Source organism: Amycolatopsis sp. NBC_00345 (genome assembly GCF_036116635.1).
Taxonomy (GTDB): Bacteria; Actinomycetota; Actinomycetes; order Mycobacteriales; family Pseudonocardiaceae; genus Amycolatopsis.
Map to the genome: position 1 here is coordinate 9,776,560 of NZ_CP107995.1, position 16,310 is coordinate 9,792,869.

Below are 16,310 nucleotides of genomic sequence, written 5' to 3' on the forward strand. Positions count from 1 at the left end.
ACGGGACAAGAGTCCCATCGCTTGCGGGGAGAGTTTCCATGCGCGTTTTCGTCACCGGTGGCACCGGTCTGATCGGGTCCACCGTCGTCGCCGAGCTGCTCGGCAACGGCCACACCGTCCTCGCCCTTGTCCGCTCCGACGCGTCGGCGCTGGCGGCCGAGGCGGCCGGCGCCGAGACCCTCCGGGGGACGCTCGCCGACTTGGACGTCCTTCGCGCCGGCGCCGCCCAGGCCGACGGGGTGATCCACCTGGCGTTCGGCAATGACTTCAGCAGCCCCGAGACCCTGGCGAAGGTGGTTGCCGAGGAAAGCGCCGCCATCGCGACCCTCGGTGAGGCACTCGTCGACAGCGGCCGCCCCCTCGTCACGGTCTCGGGCACGCCCCTCGTGCCGGGCCGCGTCTCCACCGAGGCCGACCCGACCTCGACGGACGGGCCGGTCGGCGGTCGTGGCCGCGCGGTCACGGCGGTACTGGGCTTGGCCTCGCGCGGGGTCCGGACCTCGGCCGTGCGCCTGCCGCGCACGGTTCACAACCAGGGCGCGGGCGGGTTCGCCGGTCTGCTGACCAACATCGCCCGCCAGAGCGGAGTTTCCGGCTACCCGGGCGACGGCACGCAGCGCTGGCCGGCCGTGCACGCGCTCGACGCGGCCGTCCTGTTCCGGCTCGCCCTGGAGCGGGCGGAAGCCGGCACCGTCTGGCACGCCGTGAACGACGAGGGCGACAAGGTGCATGACATCGCGACGGTCATCGGCCGGCGGCTGGGCCTGCCGGTCGAGCCCGTGCCGGCGGAGACCTACGCCACTCTCGGCCCGATCTTCTCGGCCGACCAGCCCTCGTCCAGCACTCAGACCCGGGAGGTGCTCGGCTGGGAGCCGAAGCACCCGCGGCTGCTGGACGACCTGGAGAACATCCAGCCCTGACCGAAGGGGCAGTCGCGCTGCCGACGTCCACGCCGGCAGCGCGCCCCGCTCTCGACCGACCGGCAATTCATGCTCACAACCAGCAGGAGATCCCGTCATGGTGGTAGTTGTCTTCGGCGCTCGCGGCAACGTCGGTCGTCATGTGGCCGATGGCCTGCTGGCCGCCGGTGAACAGGTCAGAGCAGTCAGCCGAACCCCGGCCGCGGGTTTGCCGCCCGGGCTGGAAGCCGTCGCCGCCGACCTGGACCGTCCCGAGACGCTGCCCGCGGCGTTCGACGGTGCCGACAAGATGTTCCTCTACGGAATGCTCGACCCCCGGAACCCTTACGACATCGGGAAAGTCGTTGCCGCGGCCGAGGCCGCGGGGATCCGGCAGGTGGCCCTGCTCTCGTCGGTGTCGGTCCTGCACCCCGGCGCCGACCACCTGGTCCCCCGCGTGAACCGCGCGATCGAGCAGGCCATCCAACAGTCCGGTGTGGACTGGACGTTCGTCCGGCCGGGCACGTTCGCCACCAACACCCGCACCTTCTGGGCCGAATCGATCCGCACGGACAACGTCGTCCGCCTGCCCTATCCGCTCGCGCAGTCGGCGCCGATGCACGAGAAGGACATCGCGGCGCTCGCGGTGACCGCCCTGACCGAACCGGGCCACTCGCACCAGGCCTACACCATCTACGGGGCCGAATCCCTGACGCTGCAACGCCAGGTCGAGCACATCGGCGAGGCCCTCGGCCGCCGCGTCCGGATCGAGCAGATCTCCGACGAGCAGGCTCGCGCGGAGGTCGGCAGGACCATGGCCCCGTTCGTGGCCGAGGCGATCGTCGGCCAATGGGCTGCCGCCGACGGCGTCCCGGTCCCGACCTCGGCCATCGTCGAAAAGATCACCGGCGCGCCGGCGCACACGTACGCCCAGTGGGCCGTCGACCACGCTGACGACTTCCGCTGAAGTCCGTCATGCTCGGTCATGCTCTAAATGGCCAGAAATCAAGCAGTATCGAGCACTTGACATGTCCGGATCGGCTGGCTTTACTGTGAGGCACGTCGCAACGAACGCCCGACGTCAGAGGTACGCCCAGCCGGTAAATGGCGGTCGCCATGAGCCCGGACTGAGTCGCCAGGATGCTGGTCATCCGAGGCGGGGTCGTGCCCGCCAGCATTCCGGAGTTCAACGATGCCCTTCACCCGCGTTCAGTTCCTGAGCTGTGCCGCACTGGTCTCGGTTGTCCTCGGTACCTCCCTTTCGTCCGCGGCCGGCGCTTCCGCCGCGCCGGCCGCCACCCCGCCGCCGGTCGGGGCCGGGTTCGATTACCAGATCGGCGGTGCTTACGAGCCCCCGGCCGGCGTCAAGATCGTGAGCCGCGACCACGAGGCCGCTCCCGCTCCCGGGCTCTACAACATCTGCTACGTCAACGCTTTCCAGGCACAGCCCAATGCCGAAGACAGCTGGGGCGACCTGCTGCTGCACGACGCGAACGGCGACGTGGTCTACGACAAGGACTGGGGCGAAGCCCTGCTGGACCTCCGCACCGACGACAAACGCGGACGGGCCGCCGCGAAGGTGAACGCCTGGGTCGACCAGTGCGCGGCCAAGGGATACCAGGCCGTGGAGCCGGACAACTACGACAGCTTCACGCGTTCGCAGGACCTGCTGACCGCGGACGACGCGCAGGCCTACATCCGGCTGCTCTCCTCGCACGCCCACGAAAAGGGCCTCGCGATCGCGCAGAAGAACACCTCGGAGCTTTCCGGCCAGCACGTGCAGAACGGCCTGGACTTCGCGGTCGCCGAAGAATGCGGCGAGCAGAAGAACTGCGGCGAGTTCACCTCGGCGTTCGGCGACCACGTGATCGTGATCGAGTACACCGACGGCGGCCTGGCCACCGCGTGCGACCGCTGGGGAAACCTGAGCATCGTCGAGCGTGACCAGGACGTTTCCCCGAAGGGCAGCGACGGGTACGTCCGCCGGACCTGCTGACCGGTCCGCGCGAATCCCGTCCCTGCCGCACTTTCGGAGGAAACGATGGACGTTCGGGTGCCGTTGTCGCGCCGTGGATTCCTGCGGGGGGCCGGTGCGCTGGCCCTCGGGACGACGATGGCCGGGTGCGCCTCGGCCGCGCGAGCCGGCTCCGGTGGGCCCGTCACGATCGAGCTGTGGCACGGCCAGTCCGACGTCGGCCGCAAGGTCATCGAAGAGCTGGTGGCCGACTTCGAGCGGACCCACCCCGGCATCCGGGTCAACCCGGGCGGCGGCGTGCTGGCCGACGCGATGCTCCAGAAAGTGATGGCGGCGCTGGCGTCCGGGTCCTATCCGGACATCGCGTACGTCTTCGGGGCGGACCTCGCCAGCGTCGCGCGCAGCCCGCAGGTGGTCGACCTGACCGACCTGGTCCATTCCGGACCGGCGCCGTGGGCGGACTACTGGACGCCGGGGCGGGACGCGGTCACGGTCAACGGCCGGGTCCGCGCCGCCCCGGCCATGCTGGACGTACTGGCCGTGGTGTGCAACAAGGCGCTGTTCGCGCAGAAGGGGATCCCGCTTCCGGCGGAGAACTGGACGTGGGCCGAATTCGTGGCCACCGCGCGGAAACTGACCGACGCGCCGTCCGGCACGTTCGGCACGAGCTGGCCGGGCGCGGGTGACGAGGACACCGTGTGGCGGCTGTGGCCGCTGGTGTGGGACCTCGGCGGAGAGGTGATCGGCCCGGACGGCCGCAGCATCGGATTCGCCGACTCCGGCGTGCGCGCACTCGAGGTGCTCCGGGACCTCGCCGCACAGAAGAGCGTTTACATCGACCCCAAGCCGGGCAGCGAGCAGATGTACCAGGCGTTCGCTTCGGGCCGGATCGCCATGGTGGCCACCGGTCCGTGGCAGCTCCAGGACATCACCGACGCGGGGATCGACTACCACGTGGTCCCGCTGCCGACGTTCAGCGGCAGGCCGGTCACCGTTTCCGGGCCGGACACGTGGACGCTGTTCGACAACGGCGAGGAACGCGTGCAGGCCGCGCGCACGTTCGTGAGCTGGCTGATCCAACCGGGCCAGGACGCGCGCTGGGACGTCGGCGCGGGGAGCCTGCCGCTGAGCCGGGGCGCCCAGGCGATGCCCGTGTGGCAGCGGAAAGCCGCGGAAACCGAGGGACTGCCGGTGTTCATCCACGCGCTGGAGAACGCGCGGGTGAAGCCGGTGCACCCCGCCTATCCCCAGGTGTCCCAGGCTGTCGCCACCGCCGTCGTCGCGGTGCTGCTCGGCAAGAGCACCCCGGCCGACGCCATGCGTGCCTGTGCCGACGAAGCCAACGCCGCCTTGATCATTCCGCGCTAGGGAGTTCGCAGATGCCCGGATTGCCGGCCCCGATCACCATATCCCGTCCTGCTGTGTCAACTGAGTCCGTACGGTCCACTGTGGATGCCAAGGGAAACCGCCGTCGGCGCCGACGCGAGGCCGCATCAGCGTGGGCGTACATCTCGCCTTCCGTGCTGATCATCCTCGGCCTCGGTGTGGTGCCGGTCGTCTGGTCGTTTCTGCTGTCCTTCCAGGCCGACGACCTGGTGACCCCGAGCCGGCTGGTGGGCCTGGACAACTACCACGCGCTCGCGCAGGACCCGCATTTCGCGCAGGCCGTCGAAAACACCCTGCTGTACACGGCTTTGTACGTTCCGCTCAGCATCGTGTTCGGACTGCTGCTGGCACTGGTGCTCAACCGGCGCATCAAGTTCGTGGGCCTGTACCGCACCCTGTTCTTCGTGCCGTTTGTCATCTCCGCCACGGCTCAAGGGGTGCTGTTCTCCTTCATCCTCGATCCGCAGTTCGGCGCCGCGAACTCGCTGCTGCACCATCTTGGCCTTTCACCCCAGGGGTTTCTCTCCGACCCGGGACAGGCGCTGATGGTCCTTATCGGCATCACCCTGTGGAGCGGCACGGGGTTCTGCGTCGTGGTGTACCTGGCCGCGCTGCAGGAAGTGCCGTCGTTTCTGGTGGAGGCCGCGAGGCTGGACGGCGCGGGACCCTGGCAGGTGCTGCGGCACGTGACGCTGCCGACCATCATGCCGATGACGGTTTTCCTGCTGATGTGGCAGGTCATCAATTCGCTGCAGGTGTTCGACCTGGTGTACGTGACGACCAAGGGCGGGCCGCTCGGCTCCACCACGGTGATCGTCTACTTCATCTGGCAGCAGGCGTTTCAGAACTTCACGGCCGGCTACGGCGCGGCCGCCGCGTACCTGCTGGCTCTGGTCCTGCTGGTGATCGCTGTGGCCGCGCGGCTGCTGCGAAGGCCGGGAAGCCGTGGCAGCACGGAGGTTCCGCGATGACCGTCAGGGCTCTCCTTCCCACTGTGGACACCTTCACGCCCGGACGTGCCCGGGCTCGCCTGCGGCTCCCGTTCAGCCCGTGGCATCTGCTGCTCGCGCCGTTGGCCCTGCTCTTCGCCGCGCCGCTGATCTGGCTGCTGCTCAGCTCGTTCATGAGCAACACGGAGATCAACCGCTTCCCGCAGGCGCTGTGGCCATCCACAATAGACTTCGGCGGCTACCGCTACGTCCTCGAGAACGCGCTCTTCCTGCGCTGGTTCACGAACTCGCTGATCGTGTCCGCGGTGGCCGTCGCGTCCAACCTGCTGTTCGGCTCACTGGGCGGCTACGCCTTCGCGCGGATGCGGTTCGCCGGGTCCCGGGTCATGCTGGTGCTGATGCTGGCCACGATGGCGGTCCCGTTCCAGCTGACCATGATCCCGACCTTCCTCGTGATGAAGAAGCTGGGGCTGATCGACACCCTCGGCGCGCTGATCGTGCCGTCACTGGTCACCCCGTTCGCGGTGTTCCTGCTGCGGCAGTTCTTCCTTTCCCTGCCGAGGGAACTGGAGGAGGCCGCGTGGATCGACGGCTGCTCGCGGCTGCGGGTGCTCTTCCGCATCGTGCTGCCGCTGTCCCGCCCCGCGCTGAGCACCGTCGCCGTGCTGACCTTCCTGAGCACGTGGAACGACCTCACCTGGCCGTTGATCGCGGTCAACCACGACACGCAGTACACGCTGCAGCTGGGGCTCAGCACGTTCCAGGGGCAGCATCACACCGAATGGGCCGCGGTCATGGCGGGCAACGTCATCACCGTCCTGCCGGTGCTGCTGGCCTTCCTCGCCGCGCAGAAGACGTTCATCCAGTCCATCACCTCCAGCGGGCTCAAAGGCTGACTCCGCCACACCACCGAGGAAGTCCGTGTCACACCACTTTGACCTGCTCGTGATCGGGGACGCCAACCCCGACGTCATTCTCGGTCCACTTCGGACTCCGATCGCCTTCGGCCAGCGGGAACAGCTCGTCGACTCGGGCACCCTGACCCTGGGCGGGTCGGCCGCCATCACCGCGGCGGGCGCTGCTCGCCTCGGGCTCAAGGTCGCCATAGCGGGCCGGGTCGGTGACGACGCCTCCGGGCGGTTCGTCCGCGAAGCACTTGACGAGCGCGGAGTCGACACGAGCGCGCTGGCCGTCGACCCGGACGCGCCGACCCCGCTGACCGTCGTGCTCACCAGGGATGGCGACCGCGCGATCCTCACCGCCGGTGGGGCGCTCGCCGCGACCACTGCCGCCGACGTGCCGGAGCGCCTGCTCGCCGCCAGCCGGCACGTGCACGTCTCGTCCTACTTCCTCCTGCCGAAGCTCGCCCCCGAGCTGCCGCGCCTGTTGCGCCTCGCCCGCTCGCACGGCGCGACGACGTCGGTCGACACCAACGACGACCCGTCCGGAGCCTGGGATCCGGGCGGCATCGCGGCCTTGCTGCCCGAGACCGATTACCTGCTGCCCAACGCCGAGGAGGTCCGGAACCTGGCCGCGACCCCGATGGCCGGTGCCAAGGAGGCGGCCGCGCTGCTGGCCGCGCGGGGACCGGCGGTGGTGGTCAAGGACGGCTCCCGGGGCGCGTTCGCCCGCGTCGACGGCGAAACCTACGTGACCACGGGCATCCCGGGGGACGCTGCGGACACTGTGGACACCGTCGGCGCCGGGGACAGCTTCAACGCGGGCTTCCTCGCCGCGCTGCTCGCGGGCATGTCACCAGGGGAGTCCCTCGAAGCCGGCGCCGTGTGCGGGGGGCTGTCCGTCCGCGCCGCCGGCGGCACCACCGGCCAGCCCACGTGGGACGACCTCCTCGTCCATCTCCTTCGCACCGAAACGGATCCAGCATGAGCACCAAGATCACCTTCGTCGGCGCCGGCAGCGTTGTGTTCACCCAGAGCCTGCTCGCCGACCTGTTCGCCTACCCCGACCTGGGGGAGACGGAGATCGCGCTGCACGACATCGATGCCGAACGGCTGGCGACCGCGCTGGGCGCGGCCCGGTACATCGCGACCGAACGCGGCGTGAAGCCCGCCATCACCGCGTACACGGACCGGCGTGAGGCGCTCGAGGGGGCCGACTTCGTCGTCAACATCGTGCAGATCGGGATGGGGGAGGCCACCCGCACCGACTTCGAGGTCCCGGCGCGCTACGGCCTGCGGCAGACCATCGGGGACACGATCGGGATCGGCGGGATCTTCCGGGCCCTGCGCACGTTCCCGTTCCTCAAGGCCCTCGGCGAGGACATCACCGAGGTCTGCCCGGACGCGTGGCTGCTCAACTACACCAACCCGATGGCGATGAACGTCCAGTACCTCACCGAAGCCACCGGCCTGACCCGCGTGGTCGGCCTGTGCCATTCGGTGTACTGGACGGTGCACGGGCTCGCGGAGCTGCTCGGCGTGCCGTTGTCCGAGGTCGTCTACCGCGCCGCGGGCGTCAACCACCAGGCGTGGCTGCTGCGGCTCGAACACGAGGGCGCCGACCTGTACCCGCGGCTGGCGGCACTGGCCGAAGAGGACGGTGAGCTGCGCCGCCGCGTCCGGTTCGACATGTTCCGGCGGCTGGGCTACTACCCGACGGAGACCAGCGAGCATTCCGCCGAGTACGTGCCCTGGTACCTCCACCACGACAGCGAGGTCGAACGGCTGCGCCTGCCCATCGGCGACTACCTCGGCATCGTCGAGGAGAACGTGGCGACCTACGAGCAGACCCGCCGCGCGCTCGCCGCCGACGCCCCGCTGACCGTCGAGGGCACGAACGAGTACGCGCCGCAGGTCATCCACAGCATCGTCACCGGAACCCCGCGCACGGTGTACGGGAACGTCCCGAACCACGGCCTGATCGACAACCTGCCGGCCCACGGCGTCGTCGAAGTTCCTTGCCTGGTGGACGCTTCCGGGGTGCAGCCGACCCGGATCGGCGCGCTGCCCCCGCAGCTGGCCGCGCTCAACCGCGCCTACCTCAGCATGAACGATCTCGTGGTGCGGGCCGCCGTGGACAACGAGCCGCGCCACATCCGGCACGCCGCGATGGCCGACCCGGCCACTGCGGCGACGCTGCCGGTCGAGCAGATCTGGCAGCTGTGCGACGACCTGGTCCGCGCGCACGCCGACCGGCTGCAACCCGCCCTGCGTGCCATCCTCGGCAGCTGAGCCGCCTCGATCCACCGGGAGAAACCCATGTCGTACACCACCGACGAGATCACCAGCCAGCCGGACTGCTGGGCACGCGTCCTCCGCGAGCTGCCCGAGCACGCCGCCGCCCTGCCGAAACCCGGTGAGCACGTCGCCGTGATCGGCTGCGGGACGTCGTGGTTCATGGCTCAGTCCTATGCGCGGCTGCGGGAAGACGCCGGGCACGGGCTCACCGACGTCTACCCGGCGTCGGAGGCGAGGTTGAACCGCCCGTACGACCGGGTCCTGGCCATGACCCGGTCCGGCACCACCACCGAGGTGCTCACCGCGATCGAGCAGGCCCGGCCGGGCACCCGCGTCACCGCGATCACGGCGGTCGGCGACTCACCGGTCGCGGACCTCGCCGACGACGTGGTCTGCTTGCCCTATGCCGACGAGCGATCCGTGGTGCAGACCCGGTTTCCCACCACCCAGCTGCTGCTCCTGCGAGCCCAGCTGGGGCAGGTCACCGACCGCGTGCTGGACGACGTCGTGACGGCGCTCGAAACCCCGATCGAGGACGAACTGCTTGAGGCCGAGCAGGTTTCGTTCCTCGGCGAGGGCTGGCACATCGGCATCGCCAACGAGGCCGCGCTGAAGGTCCGGGAGGCCGCGGCGTGGTGGACGGAGTCGTACTCCGCCATGGAGTACCGGCACGGCCCGATCGCGGTCGCCGGGCCGGGGCGCGCGGTGTGGAGCATGGCGGGCCTGGCCGAGCCGCTCGTCGAGCAGATCCGGGCCACCGGCGGGCACCTGCGCCAGGCGCGGCTCGACCCGTTGGCCGAACTCGTCGTCGTCCAGCGGCTGGCGGTCCGGCTCGCCGTCGCGGCCGGCCGGGATCCGGACCGGCCGGCGCACCTGACCCGCTCCGTCGTTCTCCAGGCGAGCTGATCCCGTGCCGGAACTGAGGATCGGCGTCGTCGGCGTCGGGCAACGCGCGGGCGTGGCCACTTTGGCGAACCGTCCGGGAACGGCCAGGGTGGTGTCGTGCGCGGACCCGGACCCGCGTGGCCGGGCCGACGCCAGGAACCGCTTCGGCGCCGACGTCGCGATTCACGAGCACTACGAGGCGATGCTCGAAGACTCGCTGGACGCGGTGTTCGTGCTGACTCCCGACCACGTGCACACCCAGCCCGTGCTGGCGTTCCTGGCCGCCGGAGTCGCCGTGTTCGTGGAGAAGCCGCTCGCGATCGAAATCGAGGACTGCGACGCGATACTGGCGGCCGCGGCGAAGACCGGGACGCGGCTGTTCGTCGGCCACAACCTGCGGCATCTGCCGGTGCTGCGCCGGATGCGCGCCCTGATCGAAGAGGGCGTGATCGGTGCGGTCAAGTCCGTGTGGTGCCGGCATTTCGTCGGGCACGGCGGGGACTACTACTTCAAGGACTGGCACGCGGAACGGGCCAGCACCACCGGCCTGCTGCTGCAGAAGGGCGCGCACGACCTCGACGTGATGCATTGGCTGGCCGGCGGTTTCTCCCGCCGCGTCACGGCGATGGGCGGGCTGACGGTGTACGGCTCGAACCCGCGTCGTCCGGTTGCGGGGGACGCTACGGCCGGGCAGCGGATGACGGACTGGTTCGACCCGGGTGTCTGGCCGCCGTCCGCGCTGGGTGGGCTGAATCCCGTGATCGACGTGGAAGACCTCAGCCTGATGCTGTCCGAAATGGACAACGGGGTGTTCGCCAGCTACCAGCAGTGCCACTACACGCCGGACTACTGGCGCAACTACACCGTGATCGGCGACGCGGGCCGGATGGAGAACTTCGGCGACGGAATCTCCGGCGACGACGCGGTGATCAAGGTGTGGAACAGCGGAAGGTCGGGCTACCGGGCTGAAGGCGACTTGACCATCCCGGTCCCGCCCGAGCCGGGCGGCCTCCACGGCGGCGCGGACGCGGCGTTGGTCACGGAGTTCCTGCGGTTCGTCGCCGAGGGCGGCTCGATCGAGACGTCGCCGGTCGCGGCCCGGGAGGCTGTCGCAGCCGGAGTCGCCGCCACGACGTCGCTGCGGTCGGGCGGCAGTGCGGTCGAGGTGCCGCCACCGGATCCGGCGATCGTCCGGTATTTCGGTGGCCACGGCTGATACGAGATCCGTATCCCTCCTTGCGAAACATTCATTGGACGTGAAGTGGTCCGCGGCCGGAAGGTGGAAAGCGCCTGACCCATTCCTGAAGAAAGCGGGGCCGTTGATGGCCGACAGTCCTTTCGCCGGCAAAGTAGTCGTCGTCACCGGCGCCGGGTCCGGTATCGGTGCCGCCACCGCGCACCGATTCGGGCGCGACGGCGCCACCGTGATCGCCGTCGGACGCAACGAAGACAAGCTGCGCAGGACGGTGGCCGAGGCACCCGCCGGTTCGGCGATCGTCGCGCGAGCGGCGGACGTCGCCGACGAGTCGTCGATCACCGCGCTGGTCGAGGAAGTGGCCAGGGAATACGGCCGCCTCGACGTCCTGGTCAACAACGCGGGCATCGCGACGCTCGGCACGGTCGAGAACACCGGCACGGCTGACTGGCGCCAGGTGATGGCCGTTGATGTCGACGGCGTCTTCTTCGCGTCGAAGGCCGCGCTGCCCCGGCTACGCGCCGTCGGCGGCTGCATCGTCAACGTCGGTTCGGTCTCGGGCCTCGGCGGGGACTGGGGTTTGGCCGCCTACAACACGGCCAAGGGAGCGCTGGCCAACCTGACCAATGCCATGGCGCTCGACCACGGCCGTGAGGGGGTGCGTGTCAACGCCGTCCACCCGTGCCTGACCGTGACCGACCTGACGGCGTCATTCCTGGCGGAGCCCGTCCTCGCCGCGTTCCGCGAGCGGAACCCCTTGGGGCGCCCGGCCGAACCCGCCGAGGTCGCCGACGTGATCGCTTTCCTCGCCGGCCACGACGCCCGTTTCGTCAACGGCGTGCACATCCCGGTCGACGGCGGCCTCTCCGCCTCCAACGGCAATCCGCGTTTGTTCTAGTGCCTCATCAAGGAACGTTGACGTTGTAACCGTGTCGCGTGGACATCGTGCCAGGACGTATTCTTTCGCGCAAATTTGGTGGCTGGACGACTGGACATGGTGGCCAAGGGGACTGAATCCACCTGTTTGCGGTATAGGCTCAGGCCTATCGGGCATTCCCCCTTGATCTTGAGGGCAGGCACCTGGCGGCAGGGCAGCCGATCTGGGCATCGTGGTGATGATGCCCAGATCGCCTGGGCAGAAGGATGCGGTGGGATCACCGCGGAAACATCAGGAGAGCCAAGACATGACTTTGATTCGTCGCACCGCCTCCGCGGGTGTGCTCGCCCTGGCGGTGACCAGCGCCGTGCTGTCACTGACCGGCATGGCCAGCGCGGAGACCGCTCGGCCCAACCACGACACAGCTGTGACGAGCAGCGATGGCGACGGCAACTGGGTACCGACCATTGGAAGCCCGGGGGCCCCAGCACCGCTCTGCTGCGCAGGTCTTCCTGGCCACGGTCTGACCTGACCCACCGTACGGACATTGTCTTGTGCTACATGAGGTTCGAACGCGATACGCAGCGCTTAAAGGCGTAGCTGTCTTTTGGTCCGGCGGAATTGCTTGGATCTGCTCACGGGCGGCCGGCCCGAACTGACGAGGCCGGCCGCCGCTCCATTGTGGGGACAACGCCGCAAACCCAGAGTCGTTGAACGATGAGGCTCTAGTTCATCAGCGGCCACAGTTCCCGGTTCCCCCGGAGGTGCTCAATCGCCGTGCGCCGGTTCCGGTGGGCCGGCCTTGGGTTTCTTCTCCGTGCGGTGCCTCTTGTCGAGTGCGTAGATGACGGTGGGTTTGCCGTCTCCGGGACTGCGGCGGTCGAGGTCGAACAGGGTGGTCGCGGTGATGAGGTCGCTGAGTTTGGCGTAGCCGTAGTTGCGGGCGTCGAAGTCGGGGCGTTGTTTGGTGATGATGTGCCCGATGGCGGCGAGGGTGGCCCAGCCGTCGTCGTCGGAGGCGGCTTCGATCGCGTTGCGCAGCTGGTTGATCAGGGCGGCGTCCTGCTTGAGCTGGGTGGCGGTGGCTCGTGGGGGTGGTGCGAGTGTGGTGTCGGCCGGGGCGGTGGGGCTGGTGGTGTAGGTGAGGTTTTCGGTGTAGATGAACTTGTCGCAGGCCACGACGAACGGTTTGGGCGTCTTGCGTTCGCCGAAGCCGTAGACGGTGACGCCGGATTCGCGTAGCCGGGTGGCGAGCCTGGTGAAGTCGCTGTCGCTGGAGACGATGCAGAAGCCGTCGAACCGTTCGGAGTAGAGCAGGTCCATGGCGTCGATGATCATCGCCGCGTCGGTGGCGTTTTTCCCGCTGGTGTAGGCGAACTGCTGGACGGGCTGGATCGACTGCGAGAGCAGCTGGTCCTTCCACCCTCGCAGGCTGGTGCCGGTCCAGTCGCCGTAGGCGCGTTTGACGTAGGCGGTGCCGTACTTGGCGACCTCGGCCAGTAGCCCGTCGGCGATGGCCGGCTGGGCGTTGTCCGCGTCGATCAGCACTGCCAGCTTCGCCAGGTTTTCGCTCATGAAGGTGCACGCTTTCTGGGACTTGTGGTCGAGGTGGCCCGAGCAGGAAGGTACGTCAGGTGGCCGATGCCGGCCAGTGCTCTCGCGGGCGCGCCGGGGTCGGTAAATGCGTTGCGGGCGTCGGGATACTGCGTCGGTGACCCGTGCTCCACTGCCTCAACTGCTCCGGCCTCGTGCTCTGGCACCCGGAGATCTCGTTGTCATCGCGTCGCTGTCCGGGCCGCTCCAACCGGTTTACGAGCCTGACCTGGAGCAGGCGGCAGTCGTGCTCGGGCGGATGGGATTCCGCGTGCGCCGGGCGCCGCTGCTGGAAGCCGGGCGGCACCATTGGTGGAGCGCGGCGCCGCCGGCGGAGATCGCCGAGGAGTTCAACGCGCTTCTGCGTGATCCTGAGGTACGCGCGATCATCGCGCATGACGGCGGCATGACGGTGCTCGGTTACCTCGGCCTGATCGACGTCGAGGCGATCACCGCCGACCCCAAGCCGATCCTCGGCTACAGCGACATCTCGTTGCTGCACCTGGTGCTCTACGCGCGCACGGGCCTGGTCGGGTTCCATGCCGACCTGGCCACGCCCGGGCTCGGCAAGGCGTGGCAGACCGTCACCGCGGCGCGCCGGGAGGAGCTTGAGCAGCTCTACTCGACGCTGCTGACCGGTGCGGAGCCGATCGGTGCGCTGCCGGCCGGCCCGTCGTGGGAGTGCTGGCGGGCCGGCCGGGCCGAAGGCCGGCTGATCGGCGGAGTGCTCAACCGCGTTGTGCTGGCGCAGGCGACGCGTTACGCGCTGCCGCTCGAATGGTTCAACGGCGCGGTGCTGTTCTGGGAGGAGATGGGCGGCCACGCCTCGCACGTGTGGAGCTATCTGCAGGTACTGCGGCACAGCGGCATTCTCGATCGGATCTCCGGCATGGTCGTGGGCGTTCCGCGCGAGATCGGCGGACTCGAAGGCCCCGGCGCGTCCCCGACGCTCCCCGAGCTGGTCCTCGACGTCCTCGGCGACCGTGACATCCCCGTCCTGGGCAACGTCGAGTTCGGGCACGCCGGCCCGAATCTGCCGATGCCGGTCGGCATCCGCGTCGGCCTGGATGCGCAGCAGCGGACGTTGTCGCTGCTCGAACCGGCGGTGAGCGACGCGGATCAGTGAGCGTCGTTCGTGCGTACGCCGTAGATGCCGTTCATCGCTCGCAGGGTCCGGACGATCTCCTCTCGGAGGTCTTCCGGCGCGATAACCTCGGCGTCGGCGCCGAGCTTGAGGAGTTCGGGAACGGCTGCTTCGGCTGACTCGATGGGGATCTCGACTTCGGTCCAGCCGGCCGCGTCCGGTCCGGTCGCCGTCTGCCGGGCCGCGCGGGCCGCGACCGGTTCCAGCAGGTCGGGGAGCCGGTCGAGGCCGTCACGGGAGAGCCGGAGGATCGCGGTGCCCCGGTGGCGGCGCTGGTCGAAGTGGTCGAGGTAGCTGCTCCAGTGACTGGCCAGGTCGAAGCCTTCGACGCGGTCGAACGGCTGGGGGAGAACGTCCGCGTCGCGGATGCGGGAGATCCGGTAGGTGCGGAACTGACCCTGGCCGTGAGCCACGAGGTACCAGTTACCGGCCTTGAGGACCAGGCCGTACGGCTGGACGGTCCGGGTGATCTCGTGGGGTTCCGTCCAGCGCAGGTAGCGGATCCGCACGGCGTGCTGGTTCCAGGTGGCGTCCGCGATCACGGCGAGATGGGGGGTCTGCTCGGCGTCGTGGTACCAGGACGGGGTGTCGAGGTGGAACCGGTCGGCGACGCGGCCGGCGCGGTCGCGAAGCTCGGCGGGCAGCGCGGCCTTGAGTTTGAGCTGTGCGGTGGTCACCGCCGCGGCCAGGCCCAGCTGGGCGGCGGCCGTGGGCAGCCCGGTCAGGAACAGCGACTCGGCTTCGGCCGCGGTGAGGCCGGTGAGCCGGGTCCGGTAGCCGTCGACCAGCCGGTACCCGCCATCGTGGCCGGGCTCTCCGTACACCGGCACGCCCGCGGCGTTGAGCGAGTCGACATCCCGGTAGATCGTCCGGACCGACACCTCCAGTGCCTCCGCCAGCTCCTGGGCGGTCATCCGGTTGCGGGACTGCAGCAGCAAGAGCAGGGACACCAGACGGGTCGCGCGCATGCCCGCAAGTATGCCGTATCCACTGCCAGAAGATGTCAGTGAACTGGCGTTAGCGTTCGGCCATGACCTTCACCGCCGATGTCGATACCTTGACCAGTCGCTACGCAGCAGTGTGGAACGAGCCGGACGATGCGCTGCGGCGCAAGGCAATCGAGGAACTGTGGGCCGAGGATGGCACGGAATTCACCGACACCGACGAGTACCAGGGGCACGACGCCATCCAGGCCCGGGTCACCGGCGCGTACGAGCAGTTCGTCGCAGCGGGCGGGTTCGTCTTCGTCCAGGCGGGGGACGCCGTCGCCCACCACAACGCGGTCACGTTCTCCACCCACATGGTTCCCGCGGCCGGCGGCGTCCCCGTGTGGAGCGGGGTCATGTTCCTCCTGCTCGATCCGGAGGGACGAATCCAGCGCGACTACCAGTTCACCGGGAAGGAAGCGGGCACCCGGGCCGCCGTGGCCGAGTTCCTCAGCCGCTTGGCCGAAAGCGATCCGGACCGGATCGCCGAACTGTTCGCGGACACCGTCGACTGGCAGCTCGACTGGCCCAGCGCGGGGCATCCGGCTGTGCCCTGGATCCGGGAGCGGTCGACTCGCGCCGACGTCGCCGACCACTTCCGTTTGCTGAATGCCTTCCACGTCAACGAGAAGCGGGGCGGGATGGCGCCACGGATCCTGGTCGACGGCCCGGACGCGGTGGTGCTCGGGGACATCCGCCAGACCGTGAAGGCCACTGGCCGGGCGTACAGCGCCCGTTGTGCACTGCACCTCACCGTCGAAGGCGGTGTCATCACCCGTTACCACGTCTACGAGGACAGCCTCACCGTCGCGCAAGCACTCAGCGGCGACGACGCCGCTCACTGAGTGCCGTGAGCTGGCGGCGGTCACGATCGCCTGCGTTCGTCGAGTCGTGCGGACCGCAACGCCGAACGCCTGACTTTTCCGTCATCGCCCCGGAGCGGTTGGGTGGCGCGTTCGAACGTCCGTGGCAGTTTGTCGGAGACCAGATGTTCGCGCAGGTGCGTGAGCAGATCCTCGTCGCGGACGGGGCCATCCAGCTGGACGATGGCGTGGAGCACGTGCCCGAGATCCCCCAGGGGATCCCAGCCCCCGTCTCCCCGGCCGGAAGCTCGGCGCCGCCGGGCCCCAGGATGTGGATCTCGCCCACCGCGATCCGGTCCCGGAGACCCTTGTGCTCCAGCCACTCCTCGCCGGTGATCACGGTGGCGGCTTGGCCTTCGG

At 69.3% G+C, this 16,310-nt stretch carries 15 protein-coding genes; 13 read left to right on the forward strand and 2 right to left on the reverse strand.

Translation table 11 applies throughout. The annotated features are described in order from the left end of the window. Positions 1-38 precede the first annotated feature (38 nt). The 11 genes from OG943_RS44670 (at position 39) to OG943_RS44720 (ending at position 11,385) form a co-directional block, all read left to right on the forward strand. Entirely contained in the window at positions 39-920 is an 882-nt protein-coding gene (locus OG943_RS44670) for an SDR family oxidoreductase (protein ID WP_328606912.1), read from the forward strand. Between the two features lie 97 nt (positions 921-1,017). Next, on the forward strand, positions 1,018-1,866 hold the full coding sequence (locus OG943_RS44675; RefSeq protein WP_328606913.1) for an SDR family oxidoreductase: 849 nt from the start codon (positions 1,018-1,020) through the stop codon (positions 1,864-1,866). Between the two features lie 225 nt (positions 1,867-2,091). Further along, positions 2,092-2,895 carry an endo alpha-1,4 polygalactosaminidase gene (locus OG943_RS44680; protein WP_328606914.1) on the forward strand — a complete coding sequence of 268 codons (804 nt, stop codon included), beginning with the start codon at positions 2,092-2,094 and terminating at the stop codon, positions 2,893-2,895. A 45-nt stretch (positions 2,896-2,940) separates the two neighbouring features. Continuing rightward, a complete protein-coding gene (locus OG943_RS44685) occupies positions 2,941-4,242 on the forward strand; it encodes an ABC transporter substrate-binding protein (protein ID WP_328606915.1) in 1,302 nt (433 codons plus the stop codon). Between the two features lie 176 nt (positions 4,243-4,418). Then, complete coding sequence (locus tag OG943_RS44690) at positions 4,419-5,231, forward strand: carbohydrate ABC transporter permease (RefSeq protein ID WP_328606916.1); 813 nt, start codon at positions 4,419-4,421, stop codon at positions 5,229-5,231. Then, positions 5,228-6,106: a carbohydrate ABC transporter permease gene (locus OG943_RS44695; protein ID WP_328606917.1), complete on the forward strand. Its 879-nt coding sequence runs from the start codon at positions 5,228-5,230 to the stop codon at positions 6,104-6,106. The genes OG943_RS44690 and OG943_RS44695 overlap by 4 nt, the downstream gene beginning before the upstream one ends. A gap of 25 nt (positions 6,107-6,131) precedes the next feature. Next, positions 6,132-7,097, forward strand: a complete 966-nt coding sequence (locus OG943_RS44700; RefSeq protein ID WP_328606918.1) for a carbohydrate kinase family protein — start codon at positions 6,132-6,134, stop codon at positions 7,095-7,097. After that, positions 7,094-8,401, forward strand: a complete 1,308-nt coding sequence (locus OG943_RS44705; RefSeq protein WP_328606919.1) for an alpha-glucosidase/alpha-galactosidase — start codon at positions 7,094-7,096, stop codon at positions 8,399-8,401. Before OG943_RS44700 ends, OG943_RS44705 begins: the two co-directional genes overlap by 4 nt. Before the next feature lie 27 nt (positions 8,402-8,428). Then, on the forward strand, positions 8,429-9,313 hold the full coding sequence (locus tag OG943_RS44710; RefSeq protein ID WP_328606920.1) for an SIS domain-containing protein: 885 nt from the start codon (positions 8,429-8,431) through the stop codon (positions 9,311-9,313). Positions 9,314-9,317: 4 nt separating this feature from the next. After that, entirely contained in the window at positions 9,318-10,508 is a 1,191-nt protein-coding gene (locus OG943_RS44715) for a Gfo/Idh/MocA family protein (protein WP_328606921.1), read from the forward strand. A gap of 106 nt (positions 10,509-10,614) precedes the next feature. Beyond that, on the forward strand, positions 10,615-11,385 hold the full coding sequence (locus OG943_RS44720) for an SDR family NAD(P)-dependent oxidoreductase (protein WP_328606922.1): 771 nt from the start codon (positions 10,615-10,617) through the stop codon (positions 11,383-11,385). Positions 11,386-12,132: 747 nt separating this feature from the next. Here OG943_RS44720 and OG943_RS44725 read toward each other — a convergent pair. Beyond that, positions 12,133-12,939, reverse strand: a complete 807-nt coding sequence (locus tag OG943_RS44725) for an NYN domain-containing protein (protein ID WP_328606923.1) — start codon at positions 12,937-12,939, stop codon at positions 12,133-12,135. 136 nt (positions 12,940-13,075) lie between these two features. On the opposite strand from OG943_RS44725, the gene OG943_RS44730 reads away from it, so the two are divergent. After that, on the forward strand, positions 13,076-14,083 hold the full coding sequence (locus OG943_RS44730) for a S66 peptidase family protein (protein ID WP_328606924.1): 1,008 nt from the start codon (positions 13,076-13,078) through the stop codon (positions 14,081-14,083). Here the strand turns inward: OG943_RS44730 and OG943_RS44735 are convergent. After that, positions 14,077-15,069, reverse strand: a complete 993-nt coding sequence (locus OG943_RS44735; protein WP_328606925.1) for a helix-turn-helix transcriptional regulator — start codon at positions 15,067-15,069, stop codon at positions 14,077-14,079. The two genes, OG943_RS44730 and OG943_RS44735, sit on opposite strands and share 7 nt — an antisense overlap. A 62-nt stretch (positions 15,070-15,131) precedes the next feature. On the opposite strand from OG943_RS44735, the gene OG943_RS44740 reads away from it, so the two are divergent. Then, positions 15,132-15,932 (forward strand): nuclear transport factor 2 family protein, encoded by an 801-nt coding sequence (locus OG943_RS44740; protein ID WP_328606926.1) that lies wholly within the window; start codon positions 15,132-15,134, stop codon positions 15,930-15,932. Positions 15,933-16,310: the final 378 nt, after the last annotated feature.